Annotated in this window: 22 protein-coding genes (1 of these 22 running past the window's edge); 10 read left to right on the top strand and 12 right to left on the bottom strand. The window is 67.2% G+C overall.

Annotation, left to right across the window (positions count from 1 at the left end; translation table 11 throughout):
- Positions 1-9: 9 nt before the first annotated feature.
- The 4 genes from mlaD to F579_RS0107195 form a co-directional block, all read right to left on the bottom strand.
- On the bottom strand, positions 10-468 hold the full coding sequence (mlaD, locus tag F579_RS0107210) for an outer membrane lipid asymmetry maintenance protein MlaD (RefSeq protein WP_012981797.1): 459 nt from the start codon (positions 466-468) through the stop codon (positions 10-12).
- Between the two features lie 32 nt (positions 469-500).
- Positions 501-1,283, bottom strand: a complete 783-nt coding sequence (gene mlaE, locus F579_RS0107205; RefSeq protein WP_019023796.1) for a lipid asymmetry maintenance ABC transporter permease subunit MlaE — start codon at positions 1,281-1,283, stop codon at positions 501-503.
- Positions 1,276-2,109, bottom strand: a complete 834-nt coding sequence (locus F579_RS0107200; RefSeq protein ID WP_019023797.1) for an ABC transporter ATP-binding protein — start codon at positions 2,107-2,109, stop codon at positions 1,276-1,278. The genes mlaE and F579_RS0107200 overlap by 8 nt, the downstream gene beginning before the upstream one ends.
- An 81-nt stretch (positions 2,110-2,190) precedes the next feature.
- The gene (locus tag F579_RS0107195; RefSeq protein ID WP_019023798.1) at positions 2,191-2,832 is read right to left on the bottom strand and encodes a hypothetical protein; all 642 of its coding nucleotides are present in this window, start codon (positions 2,830-2,832) and stop codon (positions 2,191-2,193) included.
- A gap of 75 nt (positions 2,833-2,907) precedes the next feature.
- Here F579_RS0107195 and F579_RS0107190 point away from each other — a divergent pair, with 75 nt between their 5' ends.
- Positions 2,908-4,005, top strand: a complete 1,098-nt coding sequence (locus tag F579_RS0107190; protein ID WP_019023799.1) for an LLM class flavin-dependent oxidoreductase — start codon at positions 2,908-2,910, stop codon at positions 4,003-4,005.
- 6 nt (positions 4,006-4,011) lie between these two features.
- Complete coding sequence (locus F579_RS0107185; RefSeq protein WP_019023800.1) at positions 4,012-4,929, top strand: NAD-dependent epimerase/dehydratase family protein; 918 nt, start codon at positions 4,012-4,014, stop codon at positions 4,927-4,929.
- 851 nt (positions 4,930-5,780) lie between these two features.
- On the opposite strand, the gene F579_RS0107180 is transcribed toward F579_RS0107185, so the two are convergent.
- The 4 genes from F579_RS0107180 to thiD form a co-directional block, all read right to left on the bottom strand.
- Positions 5,781-6,599, bottom strand: coding sequence for a sulfite exporter TauE/SafE family protein (locus F579_RS0107180; RefSeq protein ID WP_019023801.1), 819 nt, complete (start codon positions 6,597-6,599; stop codon positions 5,781-5,783).
- 76 nt (positions 6,600-6,675) lie between these two features.
- Positions 6,676-7,953 (bottom strand): glutamate-1-semialdehyde 2,1-aminomutase, encoded by a 1,278-nt coding sequence (hemL, locus tag F579_RS0107175; protein WP_019023802.1) that lies wholly within the window; start codon positions 7,951-7,953, stop codon positions 6,676-6,678.
- 75 nt (positions 7,954-8,028) lie between these two features.
- Complete coding sequence (gene thiE, locus F579_RS0107170) at positions 8,029-8,673, bottom strand: thiamine phosphate synthase (protein WP_019023803.1); 645 nt, start codon at positions 8,671-8,673, stop codon at positions 8,029-8,031.
- Positions 8,663-9,451: a bifunctional hydroxymethylpyrimidine kinase/phosphomethylpyrimidine kinase gene (thiD, locus tag F579_RS0107165; protein WP_019023804.1), complete on the bottom strand. Its 789-nt coding sequence runs from the start codon at positions 9,449-9,451 to the stop codon at positions 8,663-8,665. The genes thiE and thiD overlap by 11 nt, the downstream gene beginning before the upstream one ends.
- Positions 9,452-9,535: 84 nt before the next feature.
- Between thiD and F579_RS0107160 the strand changes: the two genes are divergently transcribed.
- Positions 9,536-9,982: a hypothetical protein gene (locus F579_RS0107160; protein WP_019023805.1), complete on the top strand. Its 447-nt coding sequence runs from the start codon at positions 9,536-9,538 to the stop codon at positions 9,980-9,982.
- On the opposite strand, the gene F579_RS0107155 is transcribed toward F579_RS0107160, so the two are convergent.
- On the bottom strand, positions 9,975-10,661 hold the full coding sequence (locus tag F579_RS0107155) for an HAD family phosphatase (protein WP_019023806.1): 687 nt from the start codon (positions 10,659-10,661) through the stop codon (positions 9,975-9,977). The two genes, F579_RS0107160 and F579_RS0107155, sit on opposite strands and share 8 nt — an antisense overlap.
- A gap of 194 nt (positions 10,662-10,855) precedes the next feature.
- Between F579_RS0107155 and F579_RS0107150 the strand changes: the two genes are divergently transcribed.
- On the top strand, positions 10,856-11,422 hold the full coding sequence (locus tag F579_RS0107150) for an RNA pyrophosphohydrolase (protein ID WP_019023807.1): 567 nt from the start codon (positions 10,856-10,858) through the stop codon (positions 11,420-11,422).
- Between the two features lie 20 nt (positions 11,423-11,442).
- Positions 11,443-13,710, top strand: coding sequence for a phosphoenolpyruvate--protein phosphotransferase (ptsP, locus tag F579_RS0107145; protein WP_019023808.1), 2,268 nt, complete (start codon positions 11,443-11,445; stop codon positions 13,708-13,710).
- Positions 13,711-13,721: 11 nt separating this feature from the next.
- Here ptsP and F579_RS0107140 read toward each other — a convergent pair whose 3' ends face one another.
- Both F579_RS0107140 and F579_RS0107135 read right to left on the bottom strand, forming a co-directional pair.
- Entirely contained in the window at positions 13,722-14,240 is a 519-nt protein-coding gene (locus tag F579_RS0107140; RefSeq protein ID WP_018137836.1) for a CopD family protein, read from the bottom strand.
- Between the two features lie 35 nt (positions 14,241-14,275).
- Positions 14,276-14,791: a peroxiredoxin gene (locus F579_RS0107135; protein WP_019023809.1), complete on the bottom strand. Its 516-nt coding sequence runs from the start codon at positions 14,789-14,791 to the stop codon at positions 14,276-14,278.
- Between the two features lie 102 nt (positions 14,792-14,893).
- Between F579_RS0107135 and argC the strand changes: the two genes are divergently transcribed.
- The 4 genes from argC (at position 14,894) to erpA (ending at position 17,642) form a co-directional block, all read left to right on the top strand.
- Entirely contained in the window at positions 14,894-15,949 is a 1,056-nt protein-coding gene (gene argC, locus F579_RS0107130; protein WP_038029751.1) for an N-acetyl-gamma-glutamyl-phosphate reductase, read from the top strand.
- A gap of 12 nt (positions 15,950-15,961) precedes the next feature.
- On the top strand, positions 15,962-16,723 hold the full coding sequence (locus F579_RS0107125; protein WP_051076686.1) for a DUF6776 family protein: 762 nt from the start codon (positions 15,962-15,964) through the stop codon (positions 16,721-16,723).
- Positions 16,720-17,154 carry a polymer-forming cytoskeletal protein gene (locus F579_RS0107120; RefSeq protein ID WP_019023812.1) on the top strand — a complete coding sequence of 145 codons (435 nt, stop codon included), beginning with the start codon at positions 16,720-16,722 and terminating at the stop codon, positions 17,152-17,154. The genes F579_RS0107125 and F579_RS0107120 overlap by 4 nt, the downstream gene beginning before the upstream one ends.
- Before the next feature lie 107 nt (positions 17,155-17,261).
- Entirely contained in the window at positions 17,262-17,642 is a 381-nt protein-coding gene (gene erpA, locus F579_RS0107115) for an iron-sulfur cluster insertion protein ErpA (protein WP_012981816.1), read from the top strand.
- Positions 17,643-17,708: 66 nt separating this feature from the next.
- Here erpA and F579_RS0107110 read toward each other — a convergent pair whose 3' ends face one another.
- Positions 17,709-18,839 carry an anhydro-N-acetylmuramic acid kinase gene (locus F579_RS0107110; protein ID WP_026301001.1) on the bottom strand — a complete coding sequence of 377 codons (1,131 nt, stop codon included), beginning with the start codon at positions 18,837-18,839 and terminating at the stop codon, positions 17,709-17,711.
- Positions 18,840-19,022: 183 nt separating this feature from the next.
- Here F579_RS0107110 and tyrS point away from each other — a divergent pair, with 183 nt between their 5' ends.
- Positions 19,023-20,206, top strand: partial view of a tyrosine--tRNA ligase gene (tyrS, locus tag F579_RS0107105; protein ID WP_026301002.1) — the 5' portion only. The gene runs 25 nt beyond the window's last position; the window shows 1,184 of its 1,209 coding nt (coding positions 1-1,184); its start codon is at positions 19,023-19,025; its stop codon lies beyond the right edge, outside the window.

Genomic DNA, 20,206 nt, shown 5'->3' with positions numbered 1-20,206 from the left:
GGTTCGGGTTTAGTCGCTACCCATATTGGTCATGAAACGGCCAATCAGGTTCTCCAGGACCAGCGCCGATTGCGTGAACATCACCTCGTCGCCGTCCTGCAGGGTGTCGTAGTCGCCGCCAGGCTCCAGGGCGATGTACTGCTCGCCCAGCAGCCCTGCCGTATGGATCGCGGCCTGCGTGTCCATGGGCAGGTAGTCATGCTCGGCGCGGATGGCCAGCGTGACCTCGGCGCGGAACTGCTCCGGATCATAGCGAATCTCCGCGACGCGCCCGATGCGCACGCCCGAGACCGTGACCGGGGCGCGTGTCTTGAGCCCGCCAATGTTGTCGAAATAGGCCGTCACCGTGTAGGTGTCGCGGTCGTGGTAGTCGGTCACGTTGCTTACCTGGATCGCCAGGTAGAACAGGGCCGCCACACCCAGCAGCACAAACACGCCGACCGCCAGTTCGAAGAAACGTACCTTCATTGTTGCCACCTGCCTAGGAAAACACTGGTTGGTCAGCCCGTGCCGAACATCAGCCCGGTCAGGATGAAATCGAGGCCCAGCACCGCCAGCGAGGAGACCACCACCGTCTGGGTCGTCGCGCGCGAGATGCCCTCGGAGGTCGGCATCGCGTTGAAGCCCTGGAATACCGCAATCCAGGTCACCACGAAGCCGAACACAATGCTCTTGATCACGCCGGAGAGTACGTCCTCGTTCCAGTCGGTCACCGACTGCATCTGCGAGAAGTACGCGCCGCTGTCCACGCCCAGCATGCCCACGCCGACGATATAGCCGCCGATCACGCCCACCGCACTGAAGATCGCGGCCAGCAGCGGCATGGATACGAACCCGGCCACGAAGCGCGGAGCGAAGATGCGACGATAGGGGTTCACCGCCATCATCTCCATCGCCGAGAGTTGCTCGGTCGTCTTCATCAGGCCCAGCTCGGCCGTCAGCGCCGAGCCTGCGCGGCCGGCGAACAGCAGTGCGGTCACCACCGGACCCAGCTCGCGTACCAGCGACAGGGCGACCACGCCGCCCAGGGCCTCTGCGGCACCGAAGTTCACCAGGGTGATGTACCCCTGATAGCCCAGCACCATGCCGACGAACAGCCCGGAGACGATGATGATCAGCAGCGAACGCACGCCCACCGAATAGATCTGCACCACCGTCAGCCCGAACCGCCGGATCACGATATCGAGGCTGGCGAGCACCTGGAGCAGAAAGAGGAACGCGCGGCCGAAGACCACCAGGGCATTCAGCGAGCTGCGGCCGAGCGAAGCAATCGCGTCAATCATCGCGCCGCTCCCGTACCCCGAGCAGATCCTCGCGGTAGCTGTCGCCGGGATAATGAAACGGAACCGGGCCATCGGGGCGGCCCTCGAGGAACTGGGCGCTCCAGTCGGAGGCGCGGGCACGCAGGTCGTCCGGTGCCCCGGCATCCACCGCCCGGCCATCGGCGATAAGCACCACGTGATCGGAGATGGTCATGGCCTCGGTAACGTCGTGCGAGACCAGTACGCTGGTCAGCCCCAGGCTCTGGTTGGTGCGCCGGATCAGGGTCACGATCTGGCCCATGGTGATCGGGTCCAGGCCGGTAAAGGGTTCGTCGTACATGATCAGGTCCGGATCCAGCGCGATCGCGCGCGCCAGCGCCACGCGCCGCGCCATGCCTCCGGACAGCGAGGCCGGGTCCAGGTCGCGCGCGGAGCGCAGACCCACCGCCTCGAGCTTGAGCAGCACCAGGGTGCGCAGCACGTCCTCGGGGAGGTCGGTGTGCTCGCGCAGCGGGAAGGCGACATTCTCGAACACCGAGAGATCGGTCAGCAGGGCCCCGCTCTGGAACAGCATGCCCATGCGTTTGCGCAGCGCGTACAGGCGCCGGGTCGAGAGCCGTGCGACCTCCTGGCCGTCGACCCAGATGCGGCCGCCGTCCGGGCGCAACTGACCACCGATCAGGCGCAGCAGAGTGGTCTTGCCGCTGCCGCTGGGGCCCATGACCGTGGTCACCTGCCCGCGCGGGATGCGCATGGACAGGTCCTCGAAGATCACCTTGCGCCCGCGCCGGAAGCGCAGGTTCTCGATGACGATATGCGGACTTTCTTCGGCGACCGGCTCAGCCACGGGCACCTCTTGCCGTACGGCCTATGGGACTCGGGAGTCTGGCGCGGGACCGATGCCCGGTCAAACCGGTTTGGGGGTAGTTCATCCCACCCCCAGCAACTGGGAGATGGTGCGAAACTCGGAAAGTCGATCCGGTCTCGCTCTCAGGAACACGGGCGTCGGGCCCTGGCCGCCGGCCGCGGTCAGGGCCTCCACCAGGGCGCGCCATCCCATCGGGTCCAGGTCCGTCTCCGGTTCGATCTGCCACAGGCCGGCGCCGTCTCGGCCCGGATACCACAGGGCCTCGCGGGTGCCCGGCAGTTTGTGAGCCTCGGCGGGTCCGGCCAGCAAGGCGGTTTTCACGTGGCTGCCCTTGAGCGCCGCCTCCACGGCGGCGGCATTCTCGGCACCCATGACGCCGAGGGCGACACCCTGCAGCGTGCCGCCCAGCTCGTTCTCGATTCGGGCCAGGGCGGCCACGCCTGCTTCCGGCGCCAAGTCCCCGGGCCACTCCAGTGTCAGCTGCAGCTTGGCGGGGACTGCCTCGGCCCATGGCCCGAACGGGCCTTCACCCGGTGCCGCCCAGGCAGTGGCGGGCAGCAACAGACGGCTGTGGTAGTGGGTGTAGTACTCCAGCTGCCAGTCGGTTGGGAGGTCGTCCGGGAAGAAGGCCTCCCACCAGGGCTCTCCGGGGGCCGCGACCCCGGCAGCCAGAAGCTCCAGCGCTTGTTGATCCTTCGGCATCCGCGTCTCCCTCGTTCAACCGCAGCCTGACGGGTTTGCTTGTATCCCCAACGCGCGCGCGGCACAGTTGGCGCCATGCGCTTCGACCTCTTTCATGAACTCTCGGTGCCGGAGTTTCTGCAGACCTCCGAGACCGAGGTGATCGACCGGACCCTGGCCCTGTGGGAGCGGGCCGATCGTCTCGGCTACGGCACCGCCTGGCTGGTGGAACACCACCTGATGCCGGAATTCTCCCACAGCACCGCCCCAGATCTGGTCCTGGCCGCGGCCAGCCAGCGCACCGAACGCCTGCGTCTGGGCCTCGGCGTGGTCCCGCTGCCCTACCACCACCCGCTGCGGGTCGCACAGCGGGTCGGCATGCTCGACCAGCTCTCGGGCGGGCGTCTGGACCTGGGCATCGGGCGCGGCTTCTCGCCGCGCGAATATGCCACATTCGGCGCCGAGATGAGCGAGTCCCGCGCGCGGGTCGATGCCGGACTGGATGCGCTGCGCCAGGCCTTCGCCACTGGCCGGATCTCCCAGGACGGCCCGTTCCATCACCTGGACGACGTGCCCGTGATGCCGCGCCCGGTGCAGGCCCCGCACCCGCCGATCTGGACCGCCGCAGTCAGCCCGGAGTCCTTCACCTGGGCGGCCGAGCAGGGCATTGGCGCGCTAGCGGGCCCGTTCAAGCCCTGGCAGATGATCCGCGAGGACATCCGTCTGTACCACGAAGCCTGGGACGCATCGCGTACCGATATCGCCCACCCGCCGCGCGTCGGGATGACCCTCGGGGTGCTGTGCCTGCCGGATGGCAAGCGCGCCCGCCGCGAGGCCAAGCCGGCGTTCGAGTGGTTCTACCGTCACATGTTCCAGCAGACCCTGCCGGTGCTGGAGCGGCTGATCGAGGGCTACGACTACTATCGTTCGCTCGGCCGCTTCCGCCACCTGGTCAAGGCCGGGATCAACCTGAAGATCCTCGACATGCTGGGCATGACGCTGGTTGGCACGCCCGCCGAGTGTCGCGAGCGCATCGAGGGGCTGCGCGAGGCCGGGGTCGACCAGGTCCTGCTGGCCTTCGGGGCCGGGGCCGTGCCCCACGAACTCGCGCTGGAGTCCATGGACTGCTTTGCCGAGGAGGTCATGCCGGCCTTTGCCGAACGCGCCCCGGGCGCCACCGGCACGGCTGGATAGCCGTCCATGCGGGTCGCCGTGACCGGCGCCGCCGGGCGCCTGGGCCAGGTGCTTGTTCCGGCCCTGGCCGCCACCGAGGGTATCCGGTCTGTTACCGCGATCGACCGCCGCCCGGTTGTGGCGAACGCGCATACGCCCCCTCTACAAGCCGATCTCGCGGATCTCGGCGCGGAACACCTGGCCGGGCATGACAGCCTGATACACCTCGCCTTCCAGTTGATGGGCGGGCAGGGCGGGCGCCGGCGCTGCGACCGCGACTGGGTGCGTGCGCAGAATGTCGAGCTGAGCCGCCACGTCTTTCAGGCAGCCGCCGCGGCCGGTGTGCGCCAGATCGTCTTTCTCTCCAGCGCCGCGGTCTATGGTCCGTGGCCGGATTCGCCGCGCCCGTTGACCGAGCGCAGCCCGGCGCGGCCACGATTTCCGTACGCCGAGGACAAGGTCGCCACCGAGCAGGTCCTGCTGGCGGTCGCCGCGCAGTATCCCGATCTGACTACCTGCATCCTCCGGCCCCCGGCGCTCGTGGGGCCGCATGCCCACCCGCTGCTGCGCCGGGTTGCGCGCAGCCGCGTGTATCCGGGTGGCGCCGAGGTGCCGGTGCAGATCCTGTGGGAGGACGACGCCGCGGACGCGGTGGTGCGAGCGGTCGCACGTCAGGCGGGGGGTATCTTCAACCTCGGTGCCGAGCCCGTCTGGTCCATGCGCCGGATGGCGCTTCACGGACGCCGCTGGGGTATCCCGGTGCCCCCGGGCCTGATCCGGGCGCTGCACCCGCTGGCCTGGCGACTCACCCGTCACGCCGGCGATCCCGGATGGGTCCAGGGCCTTGACGGCGCCCTCCAGATGGACTGCTCACGCGCCCGCGAGCAGCTCGGCTGGACACCCCGTGTCTCCACCCCCGAGTGCCTGGAGCGTCTTCGTCGGTAGCTCCGTCTTTTCAGGCTGGCCCCGGTTCGTCCTCTGGTGTTTACGTGCCTTCGTCCGGCCGCCTGCCAAGCGCTCACTCGCGAGCGCGCCGCGAGGCACTTTCTTGCTTGCCCAAGAAAGTACCCAAAGAAGGGCACCCGGATTCCGCCCGGGAACCTTGCTCCAGGGCCCTCGGGCCGGCGGCGCTGAAACTCGCTGCGCTACGCTCCGCTCAGACAGTCAGCGCCTCTCTTCCGTCCCGAGGACCCTTCCGCAAGGGGCTTCATACGGGGGGATGAAGGTCAAGACAACGGCGATCCAGACGTTCGTGGCAATGGTTGAAGGCTAGGTGTTCCGACATCCTGGGCACGCGCGGCCTTCGGCCCTGGCGTGCCGCGCCCGCCAGCGGGCGCCAGATCCCATCGTAGGATGCGGATGAGCGAAGCGAATCGCATCAGGGTTACCACGGCGTTGGAACGGTGCGTTTCGCGGCGTTCAACGCACCCTACGGCGTACGGAGTAGCCAGAAGTGCTGGAATACCACCGGTTTTGACTTTCCCTCCCGATATGAGCCCCTTGTGGAGGGCGTGGCAGGACGGAGAAAAGGCGCTGACTGTCTGAGCGAAGCGAGTTTCAGCGCCGCCGGCCTGGCGCGCCCGGAGCAAGGTTCCTGGGCGAATCCCGGGCGTGTTTCTTGGTTACTTCTTTGCACGAGCAAAGAAGTAACTCGCGGCGCGCTCGCGAGTGAGCGCTTGGCAGGCGGCCGGACGAGGGCACGTAAACACCGGATGCCGAGCTAAGGCCAGCCTCAACAAGGCAGGCGGAGGCACAGGGCCGCGTGGTCGCGCATGGGGGCGCTGCGATGAGCTGGACTAGCGCAGGAGCATCAGGATACCGGCGAGGATCAGGACGCCGGCGAAGCCGCGGCGGAGGATGGCGATGGGCAGGTGATGCGTGAGCCAGACGCCCGCGCGCACGCTGATGGCTGTGCCGATGACCACGCCGAGGATGGCCGGCAGGTAGAGATACCCCAGCGCCCATTCTGGCGCCTGGTAGGCCGGATCGGTCCACTGCGGCAGGGCGAACACCAGGCTCGCGCCGATGGAGATCGGCACGCCGAGGGCCGCGGCCGAGCCGATCGCCCGGCGCAGTTCCAGTCCCTGGCTGACCAGGAACGGCGTGGTCAGCGTGCCGCCGCCGATGCCGATTAGCGAGGAGACGGCCCCGATTACGGTGCCGCCGCCCAGCCAGACGCTGCGCCTCGGCACGGGCGCTTTCGGCGGCTGAACGTTGAGCAGCATCCAGATTCCGATCGCGACCTCGAAGGCGCCGAAGATGCGCCCCAGGTGGTCTGAGTCGATGCGCGTGGCCAGCCAGGCCCCGAGCAGGGCCCCGACGATGATCCCCGGCAGCAGGCGCCGCACGGCCGTGCCGTCTACTCCGCCGCGGCGGTGGTGGGCGCGGGCGGAGAGGATCGCGGTGGGGATGATCGCGCCCAGCGAGGAGCCGACCGCGAGCTGCACCAGGCTGGCCGAGTCGAAGGCCAACAGGCTGAAGATGGCGACAAATACCGGCACCAGGATCAGCCCGCCGCCGATGCCGAACATCCCGGCCGGGATACCGGCGACCAGCCCCAGGGCCACGAACAGCAGGCCCAGACCAAGCGGCGACTGGGTCAGGGTCTCGAGCATGAGAGGGTGGATGCGTCAGGCAGGGATCGGGCCGGCGGGCATGGAGCCGGCCGGCCCGGCGAGACGGGGCAGGCGCTCAGAGCGCCTTGAAGCACTTGCGGGCGGCCTCTATGGTGGCATCGAGGTCCGCGTCCGAGTGGGCGTTGGACATGAAGCCGGCCTCGAAGGCGCTAGGGGCCAGGTAGATGCCCTCGCCCAGCATCGCGTGGAAGAAGCGGCCGAAGGCGGCGGTGTCGCAGGCGGTGGCCCCGGCGAAGTCGGTGATCTTCCGGTCCGAGAAAAATAGCCCGAACATGCCCGGCACCTGGTTGGTGGTCAGGGCGACCCCGGCCTCGCGCGCGGCGTCCTCGAAGCCCGCGACGACCTTCTTGGTGCGCTGCTCCAGTTCGTCGTGGAAGCCCGGACGGGACAGGATCTCCAGGGTCTTGAGCCCGGCGGTCATCGCGATCGGGTTCCCGGACAGGGTGCCGGCCTGGTAGACCGGGCCCAGCGGCGAGAGGTGTTCCATGATCGCGCGCTTGCCGCCGAAGGCCCCCACCGGCATGCCGCCGCCGATGATCTTGCCCAGCGTGGTCAGGTCCGGGGTGACGCCAAGATAGCCCTGTGCACAGTTCTTCGAGACGCGGAAGCCGGTCATCACCTCGTCGAAGATCAGCACCGCGCCGTGCTGGTCGCAGACCTCGCGCAGGGTCTCCAGGAAGCCCGGTTCCGGCGGGATGCAGTTCATGTTGCCGGCGATCGGCTCGACGATGATGCAGGCGACCTCGTCGCCCTTCTCCGCAAAGAAGGCACGCACGCCGTCCGGGTCGTTGTAGGTGAGGGTGCTGGTCAGGGCGGCCAGTTCCTTCGGCACGCCGGGGGAGCTCGGCTGGCCGAGGGTCAGGGCACCGGAGCCGGCCTTCACCAGCAGCGAGTCGCCATGGCCGTGGTAGTTGCCCTCGAACTTCACGATGCGGTCGCGCCCGGTGTAGCCGCGTGCCAGCCGGATCGCGCTCATGGTCGCCTCGGAGCCCGAGTTGGTCATGCGCACCAGGTCCATCGACGGCACCAGTTCGCAGACCTTCGCGGCCATGTCGTTTTCCAGCCGCGTCGGGCAGCCGAAGGACAGGCCGTTGTTGCAGGCCTCGCGCACCGCCTCGATCACCTCGGGGTGGGCGTGGCCGGCGACCATCGGGCCCCAGGAGCCGATGTAGTCGATGTAGCGCTGGCCGTCGGCGTCCCACATGTAGGCGCCGTTGGCGCGGTCCATGAAGATCGGGGTGCCGCCCACGCCCTTGAATGCGCGGACCGGGGAGTTCACGCCCCCGGGGATGTGCTGCTTGGCGGCCTCGAACAGACGCTCGGTTTCCTGCATGACGGTGTCCCTGTAGTTCAATGGAATCGGTAGGCCTGGCAACCATAGCGGCGGCCGCCGGGCGGTGCAAAGTGGTCAGTCGAACAGTGTGCTGATGCGCCGTGCGGCGGCCTCCGGGTCGGGCGCGGCGCTGATGCCCTGGATCACGGCGACCAGATCCGCCCCGGCCGCGACCACCTCCGCCGCGTTGTCCGGGGTGATGCCGCCGATGCCGCAGATCGGCAGGTCCAGGGCCGCGCGTGCCTGGCGGATCAGCTCCGGCCCGGCATAGGCGGCCAGCGGCTTGGTCGGGGAGGCGAACATGGTGCCGAAGGCGACATAGCTGGCGCCGGCCCGGGCGGCGGCTTCGGCGCGCGCCAGTTCGTTGTAACAGGAGACCCCGATGACCGCGTCCGGCCCCAGGAGCGCGCGGGCTGCGGCCGGGTCCGGGTCGTCGCGACCCAGATGCACGCCATCGGCCTGGGTGCGCGCGGCCAGCTCGGTATCGTCGTTGATGATGCAGCGCGCACCGTGCGTGTGGGCAAGGGCGACCAGCTCGCGGGCGATCGCCTCGCGCGCGTCGCCTGCGAGTTGCTTGTCGCGGAACTGGATCAGGCTGGCGCCGCCGCGCAGCGCGGCCTCGGCATGGGCGAGGTTGGTCGCGCGCGGGTCCGCGCCCTCCGGTACCGCAGGGGTGATGAAGTAAAGCCCGCGCAGGGGCGCTCGGCTGTCAGTCGTCATGCGGGCACAGGCGGTTGGGGATGTGCTGGCCGTGACCGGGGGCGTAGCCACGGGCGATGGCATCGTTCATGAGGGCCTGGGCCTCGATTACGGCTGGCTCGATATCGCGGCCACGGGCGAGGAAGGCGGCGATCGCCGCGGCCAGGGTGCAGCCGGAGCCGTGGAAGCCGGCCGGGTGGCGTGGCAGCTCGAACGGGCGCACGTGGTCGTCCTCGCGGTAGAGGCGATTGATGATCGGGTCTTGTTCGGTGCCCTCGTGCCCGCCGGTGACCAGCACGTTGCGCGCGCCCAGTTGGCGCAGCTGGTGGCCCCACTGCGCGGGGTCCTCGCGGCGGGCCAGGCGGGCGGCCTCGGGTCCGTTCGGGGTGATCAGCGTGGCCCGCGGCAGCAGGGCCTCGCGCGTGGCGTCGACGACCGCCTCGGTCGCCAGCGCGCCGCCGCCGCCGGCGACCATTACCGGGTCCAGTACCACCGGGATGTGCGGGTGTGCGCCGAGCAGTGCGGAGACGACGGTGACGTTCTCCACCGAGCCGAGCATGCCGATCTTGATCGCCGCGACCTCGAGATCGGCCAGGGTGACCTCGATTTGGGCGCGCAGCTGCTCCGGCGGCAGCACGGTGAAATCCACCACGTTGCGGGTGTCCTGCACGGTGATCGCGGTCACCGCCGTGGCCCCGTGTACGCCGAGGCGGGTGAAGGTGGTCAGGTCGGCCTGCAGACCCGCACCGCCGCCGGGGTCGGAGCCGGCAATGGTCAGCGCGATCGGGGGATGATTCATGAATGGGGGCTCCCGTGCTAAGGTTGCGCGCGCCCCGGCACCCCCCGGGGCGTTCCTGTTCCGAATCCCGGGAGTGTACGCAGCATGAGCCACGAGTTCGAAGTCGAGTCCATCCGTCCCCTGGTCGCCGCCGCCAAGGCCGGCGGTACGCTGAATGCGGAGGTCGATCAGGCCCTGGCCGCGCTGGAGCAGGAGATCAACCGGATCGCCGCCGAGCTGCAGGTGGAGCACGTGGGCCCCGGGGTGGGCATGGCGGATATGAATGCCCAGCATGTCTATCGCCTGGTGATCCGCCAGCACGAGATCGACGTGACGCGGCACGAGTGGAGCCTGTGGGTCTGCGATGCGCTGGATAACTGCGACTTCCGCGCGACCTGGCCGGTCACCGGCGCCGGGCGTCTGCGCCGCAAGCAGGTGACGGCCGTGGTGCCGGAGCTGGTGACGGGCTACCGCGATGCGGTCGTGGCCGCCGGCAAGGGGGATACCCCGGCCGGTCAGCGGCTGGAGCAGATGGCCGGTCTGTTCAGCTGACCGAGCCTTCGGGCTCGCGCAGCGAGATCACCGGCCAGCCACGCTCCCGGGCGTGCGCGGCCAGGGTCGGGTCGGGATCCACGGCCACCGGGCGGCCGACCTGCTCCAGCAGCGGGATGTCGTTGCGTGAGTCGCTGTAGAAGCTGGCCTGCGTGATGGTGCCCTCGGGGTCCGGGTGATCTGCGAGGTGCTGACGCAGGCGCTCGATCTTGCCTTCCTGAAAGCAGGGCACGCCCGTCAGTTCACCGGTGAACTCCCCGTCCTCGCGTTCTTCCGCCAGGGTGGCGATCAGGTGATCCACGCCGAGGATGTCGGCAATCGGCTGGGTCACGAACTGGTTGGTCGCGGTGATGATCACCAGCTTGTCACCAGCCTCGCGATGCCGGGCCAGCAGACGCTGGGCGCCCGGAGCGATCATCGGCCGGATCAGCGTCTCGATGAACTGCTCCCGCCATTGTTCCAGTTGCGCGCGCGGGTGCTCGGCCAGCGGGCTGAACGCGAAGCGGCAGAACTCGTGGATGTCGAGGGTCCCTGCGACATACTCCTGATAGAAGCGGTCATTGGTCTCGGCGTGACAGGTGGGGTGCACGGCGCCCACCTCGGCCAGGAACTGATTCCAGGCGTGATCGCTGTCGCCGGCGAGCAGGGTATTGTCGAGGTCGAACAGGGCCAGGTTCATGGATCGCTCCGCGTATTAGGGGTCGCGCTGGGAAGACGGCGGGAGTTTACCGGGGCATGACTCCGCACGCAGCCATGCCTCGGAAAACCTGGGGTACCAACGCGAGTGTGTACATTCATCAGCGTTTCCCAAGGTCTTTGCCGCGGGGCCTCGGGCTGTGGAACAATGCAATCAGTGAAGAAAGCGTCTGGTTGATGCAAGTGATTGATTGTGAGGGGTATAGAGCCAACGTAGGCATCATCCTGTGCAATCGGGAGCGCCAGCTGTTCTGGGGCAAACGCGTGGGCCAGGATGCCTGGCAGTTTCCCCAGGGCGGTATCCGCGCGGAAGAGACGCCGGAGCAGGCGATGTACCGCGAGCTGCGCGAGGAGACGGGCCTGCTGCCCGAGCATGTCGAGGTGCTCGGCAATACCCAGCACTGGCTGCGCTACCGCCTGCCGGAGCGCATGGTGCGGCGTCATCGCCGCCCGGTCTGCATCGGCCAGAAACAGCGCTGGTTTCTGTTACGGATGATGGGCAACGAGACCGACGTGATCCTGGATGCGATGGGCACCCCCGAATTCGACGACTGGCGCTGGATTGACTACTGGCGCCCGGCGCGCGAGGTCGTGCATTTCAAGCGCCAGGTCTATCGCCGTGCGCTGTGCGAGCTGGTGCCGCTGATGTTCCCAGAACTGGAAGCCCGGCGCCCGCGCAATGCCCACGGACGTGACACCAGCGATCAGGCCCCGTCACAGGTCTCCCCGGTGTCTCCACGTTGACGAACCCGAATCCCCCCTCGATGCTGGAGGTCCTGCGCCGCGTGGTGCAGGAGGTGAATGGCGCTGCCGATTTCTTCGAAGCGCTGCACATCATCGTGACCCGCGTGAAGGCCGCGCTGGATATCGATGTCTGCTCGATCTACCTGAAGTCGCCGCAGTCAGGCCGCCTGGTGTTGATGGCATCGGAGGGTCTGCGCGAGGAATCCATCGGGCATGTGGAGATGGACCCCTCCGAGGGCCTGGTCGGTCTGGTTGCCTCGCGCGCCGAGCCGGTCAACCTGGACAGTGCCCAGGATCATCCGCGCTTTCGCTATTTCCCGGAGACCGGCGAGGAGCACTTCCTGGCCTTTCTCGGGGTGCCGATCATCCACCAGCGCAACCTGCTGGGGGTGCTGGTCGTGCAGCAGCACCAGGCGCGCAAGTTCGATGACGAACACGTCTCTTTTCTGATTACCCTGGCCGCGCAGCTGGCCGGTGCGATCGCCTACGCGGAATTCAACGACGAGATCTCCTCCGAGACCCCGCTGATCGGGCACGTCAATGTCGAGGCGACCGGCATCGCCGGTTCCCCCGGGGTCGCGATCGGCCGGGCTGTGGTCGCCTATCGGCTGGCGGATCTCGACTCCATCCCGGATCGCGAGGGGGGCGGGGTCGACGAGGAACTCGAACGCCTTGCCAAGGCGGTGGCCGAGACGCGCACCGAAATCGAGGATCTCAAGCAGCGCATGGGCGAGGCCCTTGGCGCGGACGAGCAGGTGCTGTTCGACGCCTATCTGATGCTGCTGGGCTCGGACTCGCTGGTGCAAAAGACCGAGGCGCGCATTCGCAACGGCCAGTGGGCCCCCGCCGCCCTGCGTGACACCGTGCGTGAGAGCGTTCGCGTGTTTAACGACATGGAGGACCCGTACCTGCGCGAGCGCGCGTCCGATGTGCGGGACCTGGGTCGGCGGGTGCTGTCGCACCTGTTGCCGGCCGAGCGCAGCCAGGAGGAGTTCCCGGATGGCGGCATCCTGGTGGGTGATGACCTGACCGCGTCACACCTGGCCGAGGTGCCGATCGAACGCCTGGGCGCAATGGTTTCGGCCAAGGGTACGGGTTCCTCGCACATCGCGATCCTGGCGCGGGCGCTCAACATCCCGGCGGTGATGGGGGTCTCGGAACTGCCGGTGGGCCGCCTGGAGAACCGCGAGATCCTGGTTGATGGCTATCGTGGCCGGTTGTTCGTGAACCCCAATGCGGAGCTGCGCACCGAGTTCGAGCGCCTGGTGCGCGAGGAACGCGAGCTGGCCGAAGACCTGCGGGCCCTGGCCAAGGACCCGGCGGCCACCCGTGACGGTGTGGCGGTCCCGGTGCTGGCGAACTCCGGGTTGCTGGCCGATATCAAGCCATCGCTGGAATCCGGGGCCGAAGGCGTGGGGCTTTATCGCACCGAGGTCCCGTTCATGATTCGCGACCGCTTCCCCGGGGAGGAGGAGCAGGTCCAGCTCTACGAACAGGTGCTGGCGTCATTCGACCCGATGCCGGTCACGTTGCGCACGCTGGATATCGGCGGCGACAAGGCGCTGCCGTATTTCCCGGTCAAGGAGGACAACCCGTTTCTGGGCTGGCGTGGCATCCGCATCTCGCTGGATCACCCGGAGATCTTCCTGACCCAGCTGCGGGCGATGCTCAAGGCGAGTTGTGCGCACGACAACCTGCAGATCCTGTTCCCGATGATCTCGGCGCTGGACGAACTGAAGGGGGCGATGACGCTGCTCAACCGGGCTCGCGAGGAGCTGCTGGACGAGGGGTTCATGATCCCGATGCCCAAGGTCGGGGTGATGGTCGAGGTTCCGGCCGCCGTCTATCTCTCGGAGACGCTGGCGCGGCGCGTGGACTTCCTGTCAGTGGGGACCAATGACCTCGTGCAGTATCTGCTGGCGGTGGATCGCAACAACGCGCGCGTGGCCAACCTCTACGACACTCTGCACCCGGCCTGCATCCGGGCGCTGGAGACCATCACCGACGGGGCGCACCGGGCGGGCAAGCCGGTCAGTGTTTGCGGCGAGATGGCGGCCGATCCGGCTGCGGTGATCCTGCTGCTGGGCATGGGGATCGACAGCCTCAGTGTCAGCGTGTCCGCGATCCCGCGGGTGAAGTGGGTGATCCGCAGCTTCTCCACGGATCGCGCCGAGGCGCTGCTGGCCCAGTGCCGCATGCTGGAGAACGCAGAGCAGATTCGTTCGCTGCTGAACAATGCCCTGGTGCAGGCCGGGCTCGGCGGGCTGGTGCGCGCGGGGAAGAACTGATTCGGCCTGCGTCAGGCGGCCTCGCGCCGGCGTTTCCACCAGCCGATCAGTGCGGCCAGCACAAAGATCGCCAGCACGACCCCGATTGCAATCAATGCATCCTCGATGGAGCGGTTGATCACCAGCACCACCACCCCGACCAGGATCGGCACCGGAAACTCGTTGAACCAGCGAAACCAGGTGTGTTCGCGACGGTTCAGATCATCCCGGAAGTCGCGCACGATCCAGCCGCACCAGATGTGGTAAATCACCAGGAGCGCCACCAGCGTCAGCTTGAAGTGCATCCAGGGCTCGTTCAGATACCCCGGGATCAGGGCCAGCATGGCCCCGCCAAATGCGATGGTCAGCACCCCGCCGGGGGTCATGATCCCGTAGAACAGTTTGCGCTCCATGATCTTGAAGCGCTCGTGACCCAGGGCGTCGTCGGTCATCGCGTGATAGACGAACAGCCGCGGCAGATAGAACAGCCCGGCGAACCAGGTGACCATGAAGATCACATGCAGGCTGACCAGCCAGTTGTAGGCTTCCATGCTTCAGGTCTCCCAGGGGCGCCGGTGGTGGTTGCTCAGGACAGCCAGCGCTGCAGGTGGCGTTCGATCTGCTCGAAGTCCGGGTCGCCCAGCTTCTGGTAGACGATGCGGCCACCGGGCGAGATCACGAAGGTGGTCGGGGTCAGGCGCACGCCGCCGAAGGCCTGCGACATACCGTCCTCAGCGTCGTGGATCACCTTGTAAGGCATCTCGCGGTCTTCGCGCATCGACTCCACCCGGTTGATCGGGTCATAGGAGACGGCGACCGCCAGCAGCTCGAAGCCCTTCTCGGCGTAGGTCTCGTGCAGGTGAATCAGCTTCGGGATCTCGCGCACGCAGGACGGGCAGTTGGTGGCCCAGAAGGAGATCATCACCGGGCGCCCCTCGTAATCCGACAACGAGACCTCCTCGCCATCGAGGGTTGTGGCGGTAAAGTCGGGCGCCGGACGCATGCCGTCATCGGCCAGCCAGATCGCCAGGGCAACCCCGATCAGGGCCAGGATGAAGATGCCGCCAATGATGGCCTTGCGGTCGATACGAAAGCTGCTCATGGATACAGAGGTTCCCGTTGGGTTCGAATTGTTCGCCGGATTCGACTGGCCTGGGTGGGCCTTCGTTCCGTGCCATGTGGTAAGCCGGTATCATGCCGCAGCATGACAGCAACAACCAATAGCAAACCTATCCGCATCGGGGTTGTCGGTGCGACCGGGTACACCGGCGTGGAGTTGCTGCGCCTGCTGGCCCGGCACCCTTCGGCGGAACTGGCGGTGGTGACCTCGCGCGGCGAGGCGGGGACCGCGGTCGCCGATTTGTTCCCCAGTCTGCGCGGGGCCGTGGACGCGGTCTTTCGCGAGCCGGACCCGGACGTGCTGGGCGAGTGCGATGTGGTGTTCTTTGCCACCCCGCATGGTGTGGCGCATGCAATGGCCGGCGCGTTGCTGGAGCGCGGGGTGCGGGTCATCGACCTCTCGGCCGATTTCCGTATACGCGACCCGGAGCTGTGGGCGCGCTGGTATGGGCAGGCGCACGGGGCCCCGGAATACCTGGACGAGGCCGTGTACGGCCTGCCGGAGATTCATCGTGACCGGATCCGGCCGGCGCGGCTGATCGCTGTTCCCGGCTGCTATCCGACGGCGGTGACGCTTGGTGTCCTGCCGCTGCTGGAGCAGGGGCTGGTCGACCCGGCCGACGTGATTGCGGATGCCAAGAGTGGGGTCAGCGGTGCGGGGCGCAAGGCCCAGATCGGCGGCCTTTTCGCCGAGGTGCAGGAGAACTTCCGTGCCTACGCGGCCGGCGGGCACCGGCACTGGCCGGAGATTCACCAGACCCTGAGCGGCGTGGCCGGCGGCGAGGTCGGGCTGATCTTCCAGCCGCATCTGGTGCCGATGACGCGCGGCATCCATGCAACTCTCTATCTTCGGCCGCGACGGGCCGAGACCGACTGGCAGGCCTGCTTCGAGCAACGCTACGCCGACGAGCCGTTCGTCGACGTCCTGCCGCCCGGCTCGCATCCCGAGACGGCCAGCGTGCGGGGCACCAACCGCTGCCGGATCGCGGTGGCGCGGCCGCCGCACTCCGATCGACTGGTGGTGCTGTCGGTGATCGACAACCTGGTCAAGGGGGCGGCCGGGCAGGCCGTGCAGAACATGAACCTCATGTTCGGCTGCCCGGAGGACGAGGGGTTGCGCGAGCTGGCGGTCTTCCCCTAACTCGGTTGCTTCATGTCCAGGCTCCCGACACCGGTGCCACGGCGCCGTCCCCGGATCCCGCCGCCCCGGCCGGTGCGGCAGCGTCGGCGGCGCTGGGGGCTGGGCGTATTGTTGCTGGCGCCTTTTCTGCTGGTGGCCGGTATCGGTGTTTGGCTGTGGATGCATTGGCCGGACGAGGGCGTGATTGACCCCCAGGTACGCATTGATGCCCTGACGGACGAACTGCAGCGCGAGGTCGAGGCGCGCCAGCAGGCAGAGGCCGAGCAGCAGCGTGCGCTGCGGCGCCTGTCGCTGTTGGAGACCGAGGTCGATGCCTATCGCGACGATGTCGAGCGCCAGGAGACCGAACTCGCACGGTTGCGCGACGAAGTGGCGTTCTACAAGCGACTGGCGGAAAACAATGATGACTCGAGTCTGGGTTTGCGTGACCTGGCGCTGCAGGCGACAGGCCAGTCCGGGGTCTGGGATGTCGTGTTTCAGATCTACCGGCCGGGCCTGAACCGGTCGCTGGATGTGCGCTGGTCGGTAGAGATTACCGGGCGTTTCGAGGGGGACGACGAGGATACAACCCTCGATCACGATGACCTGGGCGTGGAGCAGGAACGTACAATCGAGGGTTTCCGGTTGCTGCGCAACGCGCGCGTGCGGGTCGTATTGCCGGAGGGTTTCACCCCGGAAGCGGTAGCCGTTAGGGTGGAGCCCGATGAAGACGATGGCCCCGATGCAGTCATGAAGCGCGGAGAGTGGGGCCGCATGGCGGGAGAAGGGACATGATCGGACGCAAGAAGGGGCGCGGCAGCAAGCGGACGCGCCGGGTCGACACCATGATTGGGGAGAACGCCGTGGTGCGCGGCGAGCTGGAGTTCAGCGGGGGCTTGTATGTCGAGGGCCGCGTGGTCGGCAGTATCCGTGCGCCAAGCGATCCCTCCGCCGTGCTGATGGTCGCCCCTCAGGGTGTCGTCGAAGGGCAGGTGATGGTGCCGCACCTGGTTGTGAATGGCGAAGTGCGCGGTGATATGCATATGAGTGAGTACGTCGAACTCGGCGCGACCGCACGGCTGCACGGTCATCTGTACTACAAGAGCCTGCAGATCACCGAGGGCGCGAGTATCGACGGCCAGCTCGAGCGCATGGAAGAGCCGCTGCAGGGCGAACTCGAGGAGCTCCCCGTGGAGGAGGGAGAGCCGCAGACCGCGGTCTCCTGAGGGCGGCGTTATTCCCGGGGTGCCCAGCATCATTCGTGGGGTATTCTTGACGCTGACGGTCAGTATTCCGTAGCGTGAATGAAAATGATTCTTACAGGAGGCACCCAATGTCCGAAGCCATGACGTCCAACACCGAGGCAGAAATGGACATGGAGATCCCGAACCCGCTGATCTTCACCGATGCCGCTGCGAGCAAGGTGAAGGGGCTGATCGAGGAGGAGAACAACGAGAACCTCAAACTGAGGGTGTTCGTCAGTGGCGGTGGCTGCTCCGGCTTCCAGTACGGGTTCACCTTCGACGAGACCGTTGGCGATGGCGATACCGTGGTCGAGAACGGCGGGGTGACTCTCCTGATCGATCCGATGAGCTTCCAGTATCTCGTGGGTGCCGAGATCGACTACACCGAGGGCCTGGAAGGCGCGCAGTTCGTGATTCGCAATCCGAACGCCACGACCACCTGCGGTTGCGGGTCCAGCTTCTCGGTCTGACGTCCAGGACTGTTATCGCATTGTCAGGGCCCGGCCGTTTCGGTCGGGCCTTTTTTGTGCGTATTTCTATGTGGATTCAGGCGCGCATCCGGGGATCCGACAGCCGAGGATGCGCGGCCCGCGGGCACCCGTGACCTCCGGCAGGTTGCCGGCCTCGTGTTGCAGATGGCGATACGCCAGCCAGGCAAAGGCGGCCCCCTCCACCTGTTGAGGGGGTATCCCGTGGCGTTCGGAGGTCTCGACCGTGCTGCCGGCCAGCTGGCTTTGCAGTCGTTCCATCAGGTAGCCGTTGTGGGCGCCGCCGCCGCAGACGATGACCCGATCGGGTGCGGTTGTGCGCAGGGATTCAAGCGTCAGCCGCACCCCCTCCACCGTAAGTTCGACCAGGGTGGCCTGAACGTCCTCTGTGTTCAGGCGATCGATCCGTTCGCCACCAACCTGGCGCAGCCAGTGGGGCGAGAAATGCTCGGGCCCCGTGCTCTTGGGGGCGGGGCGCTGAAAGTACGGGTCCGCGAGGAGTTGTTCGAGCAGTGACCGGTCGACGTGTCCCGTGCGTGCCCAGGAGCCATCGGCATCATAGGGCTGGCCCAGGTGCCGTCGGGCCCAGCCGTCCAGCAGGGTGTTGGCAGGTCCGCTGTCGCATCCGCGTACCGGCTGGCCCGGCTCCAGCCAGGTCAGATTGGCGATCCCCCCGAGGTTCAGGATCGCGCGTGTCTCGGACGGGTGGCCCAGCCAGGCGGCATGGAATGCGCAGGCCAGCGGAGCCCCCTCGCCACCCGCCGCGAGGTCGCGTTGGCGAAAGTGCGCGATTACGTCGATGCCGGTGGCTTCGGCGATTCGAAATGGGTCGCCAATCTGCCAGGTGAATGCAGGGTCGGCGCCGGGCGCATGGTGGACCGTTTGTCCGTGCGAGCCGATGGCCAGGATGTCCTGGGCCTTCAGGCCGGAGGATCCCAGTAGCTGCTGGACCGCGCGCGACAGGAACAGCCCGACCCGGGCGTCCAGTGTGCCCAGATGCTCGAAGCGCAGTGCCTCGGCGGTCGCGGCGGCTGCGAGATCCTCCTCGAGTGCATCCGGGTAAGGCAGGTGGCAATGCCCTGCGGTATGCAGCGAGCCGTCTCCTTCAATCTCGACCAGGACGGCGTCGACGCCGTCCCGGCTGGTGCCGGACATCAATCCAATCAACCGCTGAGTCATCCGCGTGCGTCCCTTGTCGGTGGCGTAGCCATCTCGCTTCGTTGCAGGGCGCAAGGTATCCTTGCGCCCTTTGCGCGCGCCCTCCGGGCGCTCGTCATTCACGAACGCAAGCATTCTAGAGCGGAACGGTATCGGTCGCAGGCGTGGTCTCCCGGTGCCCGGTTCGCCAAAGGCGAGATGATGATGATGGAACTGGACGATCAGCTGGCGGTGTTTCGCCGCGGGGCGGACGAGATCCTGCTGGAAGACGATCTGCGCGAACGTCTGAAAGAGGGGCGGCCGCTGCGGATCAAGGCGGGTTTTGATCCCACGGCCCCCGATCTGCATCTCGGGCACACCGTGCTTATCAACAAGCTGCGACAGCTGCAGGACCTCGGGCACCACATCATTTTTCTGATCGGTGACTTCACCGGGCGGATAGGCGATCCGTCTGGCAAGAATGCTACTCGTCCGCCGCTCTCCTCCGAGGATATCGAGCGTAACGCCGCGACCTATCGGGATCAGGTCTTTCGCATCCTGGACCCGGAGCGCACCGAGGTGGTCTTCAACTCGACCTGGATGGAGCCGCTGGGCGCGGCGGGCATGGTGCAGCTGGCCTCCCGCCACACGGTGGCCCGGATGCTCGAGCGCGATGACTTTCACAAGCGCTACCGCGATCATCAGCCGATCGCCATCCACGAGTTTCTGTACCCGCTGATCCAGGGCTATGACTCGGTTGCGCTCAAGGCCGACGTCGAGCTCGGCGGGACCGACCAGAAGTTCAACCTTCTGGTCGGGCGCGAGCTGCAGAAGCAGGAGGGCATGCCACCCCAGGTCATCCTGACCATGCCCATCCTCGAGGGCCTGGATGGCGTGCAGAAGATGAGCAAGTCGCTGGGTAATTACATCGCGGTACAGGATGCCCCGGACGACATGTTCGGAAAGCTCATGTCGATCTCCGACGAGCTCATGTGGCGTTACTACGAATTGCTCAGCCTGCGCCCCATGGACGAGGTGCGCGCTGCGCGCCGCGATGCCGAGGCGGGTGAACGCAACCCGCGCGACATCAAATTCGAGCTTGGCCGAGAATTGGTGGACCGCTTCCACGGGCCGGGCAAGGGCGAACAGGCCCAGGCCGCGTTCGTGGCGCGATTCCAGAAGCACACCCTGCCGGACGAACTCCCCGAAGTTACGGTTCCTGTCCCCGCTGACGGGTTACTGCTCCCAAATGTGCTCAAGTCCGCCGGCCTGGTGGCGTCGACATCCGAAGGCCGCAGCATGATCCGCCAGGGTGCGGTGCGATTGGGCGGCGAGCGCGTCGAGGATCCTGGCACCGTTGTCGAGCCGGGCGAGCCAGTGGTGATTCAGGTTGGCAAGCGCCGTGTAGC

The sequence above is a fragment of the Thioalkalivibrio sp. ALJ21 genome, from assembly GCF_000378605.1.
GTDB lineage: Bacteria > Pseudomonadota > Gammaproteobacteria > Ectothiorhodospirales > Ectothiorhodospiraceae > Thioalkalivibrio.
This window is presented reverse-complemented; position numbering and strand designations above follow the sequence as displayed.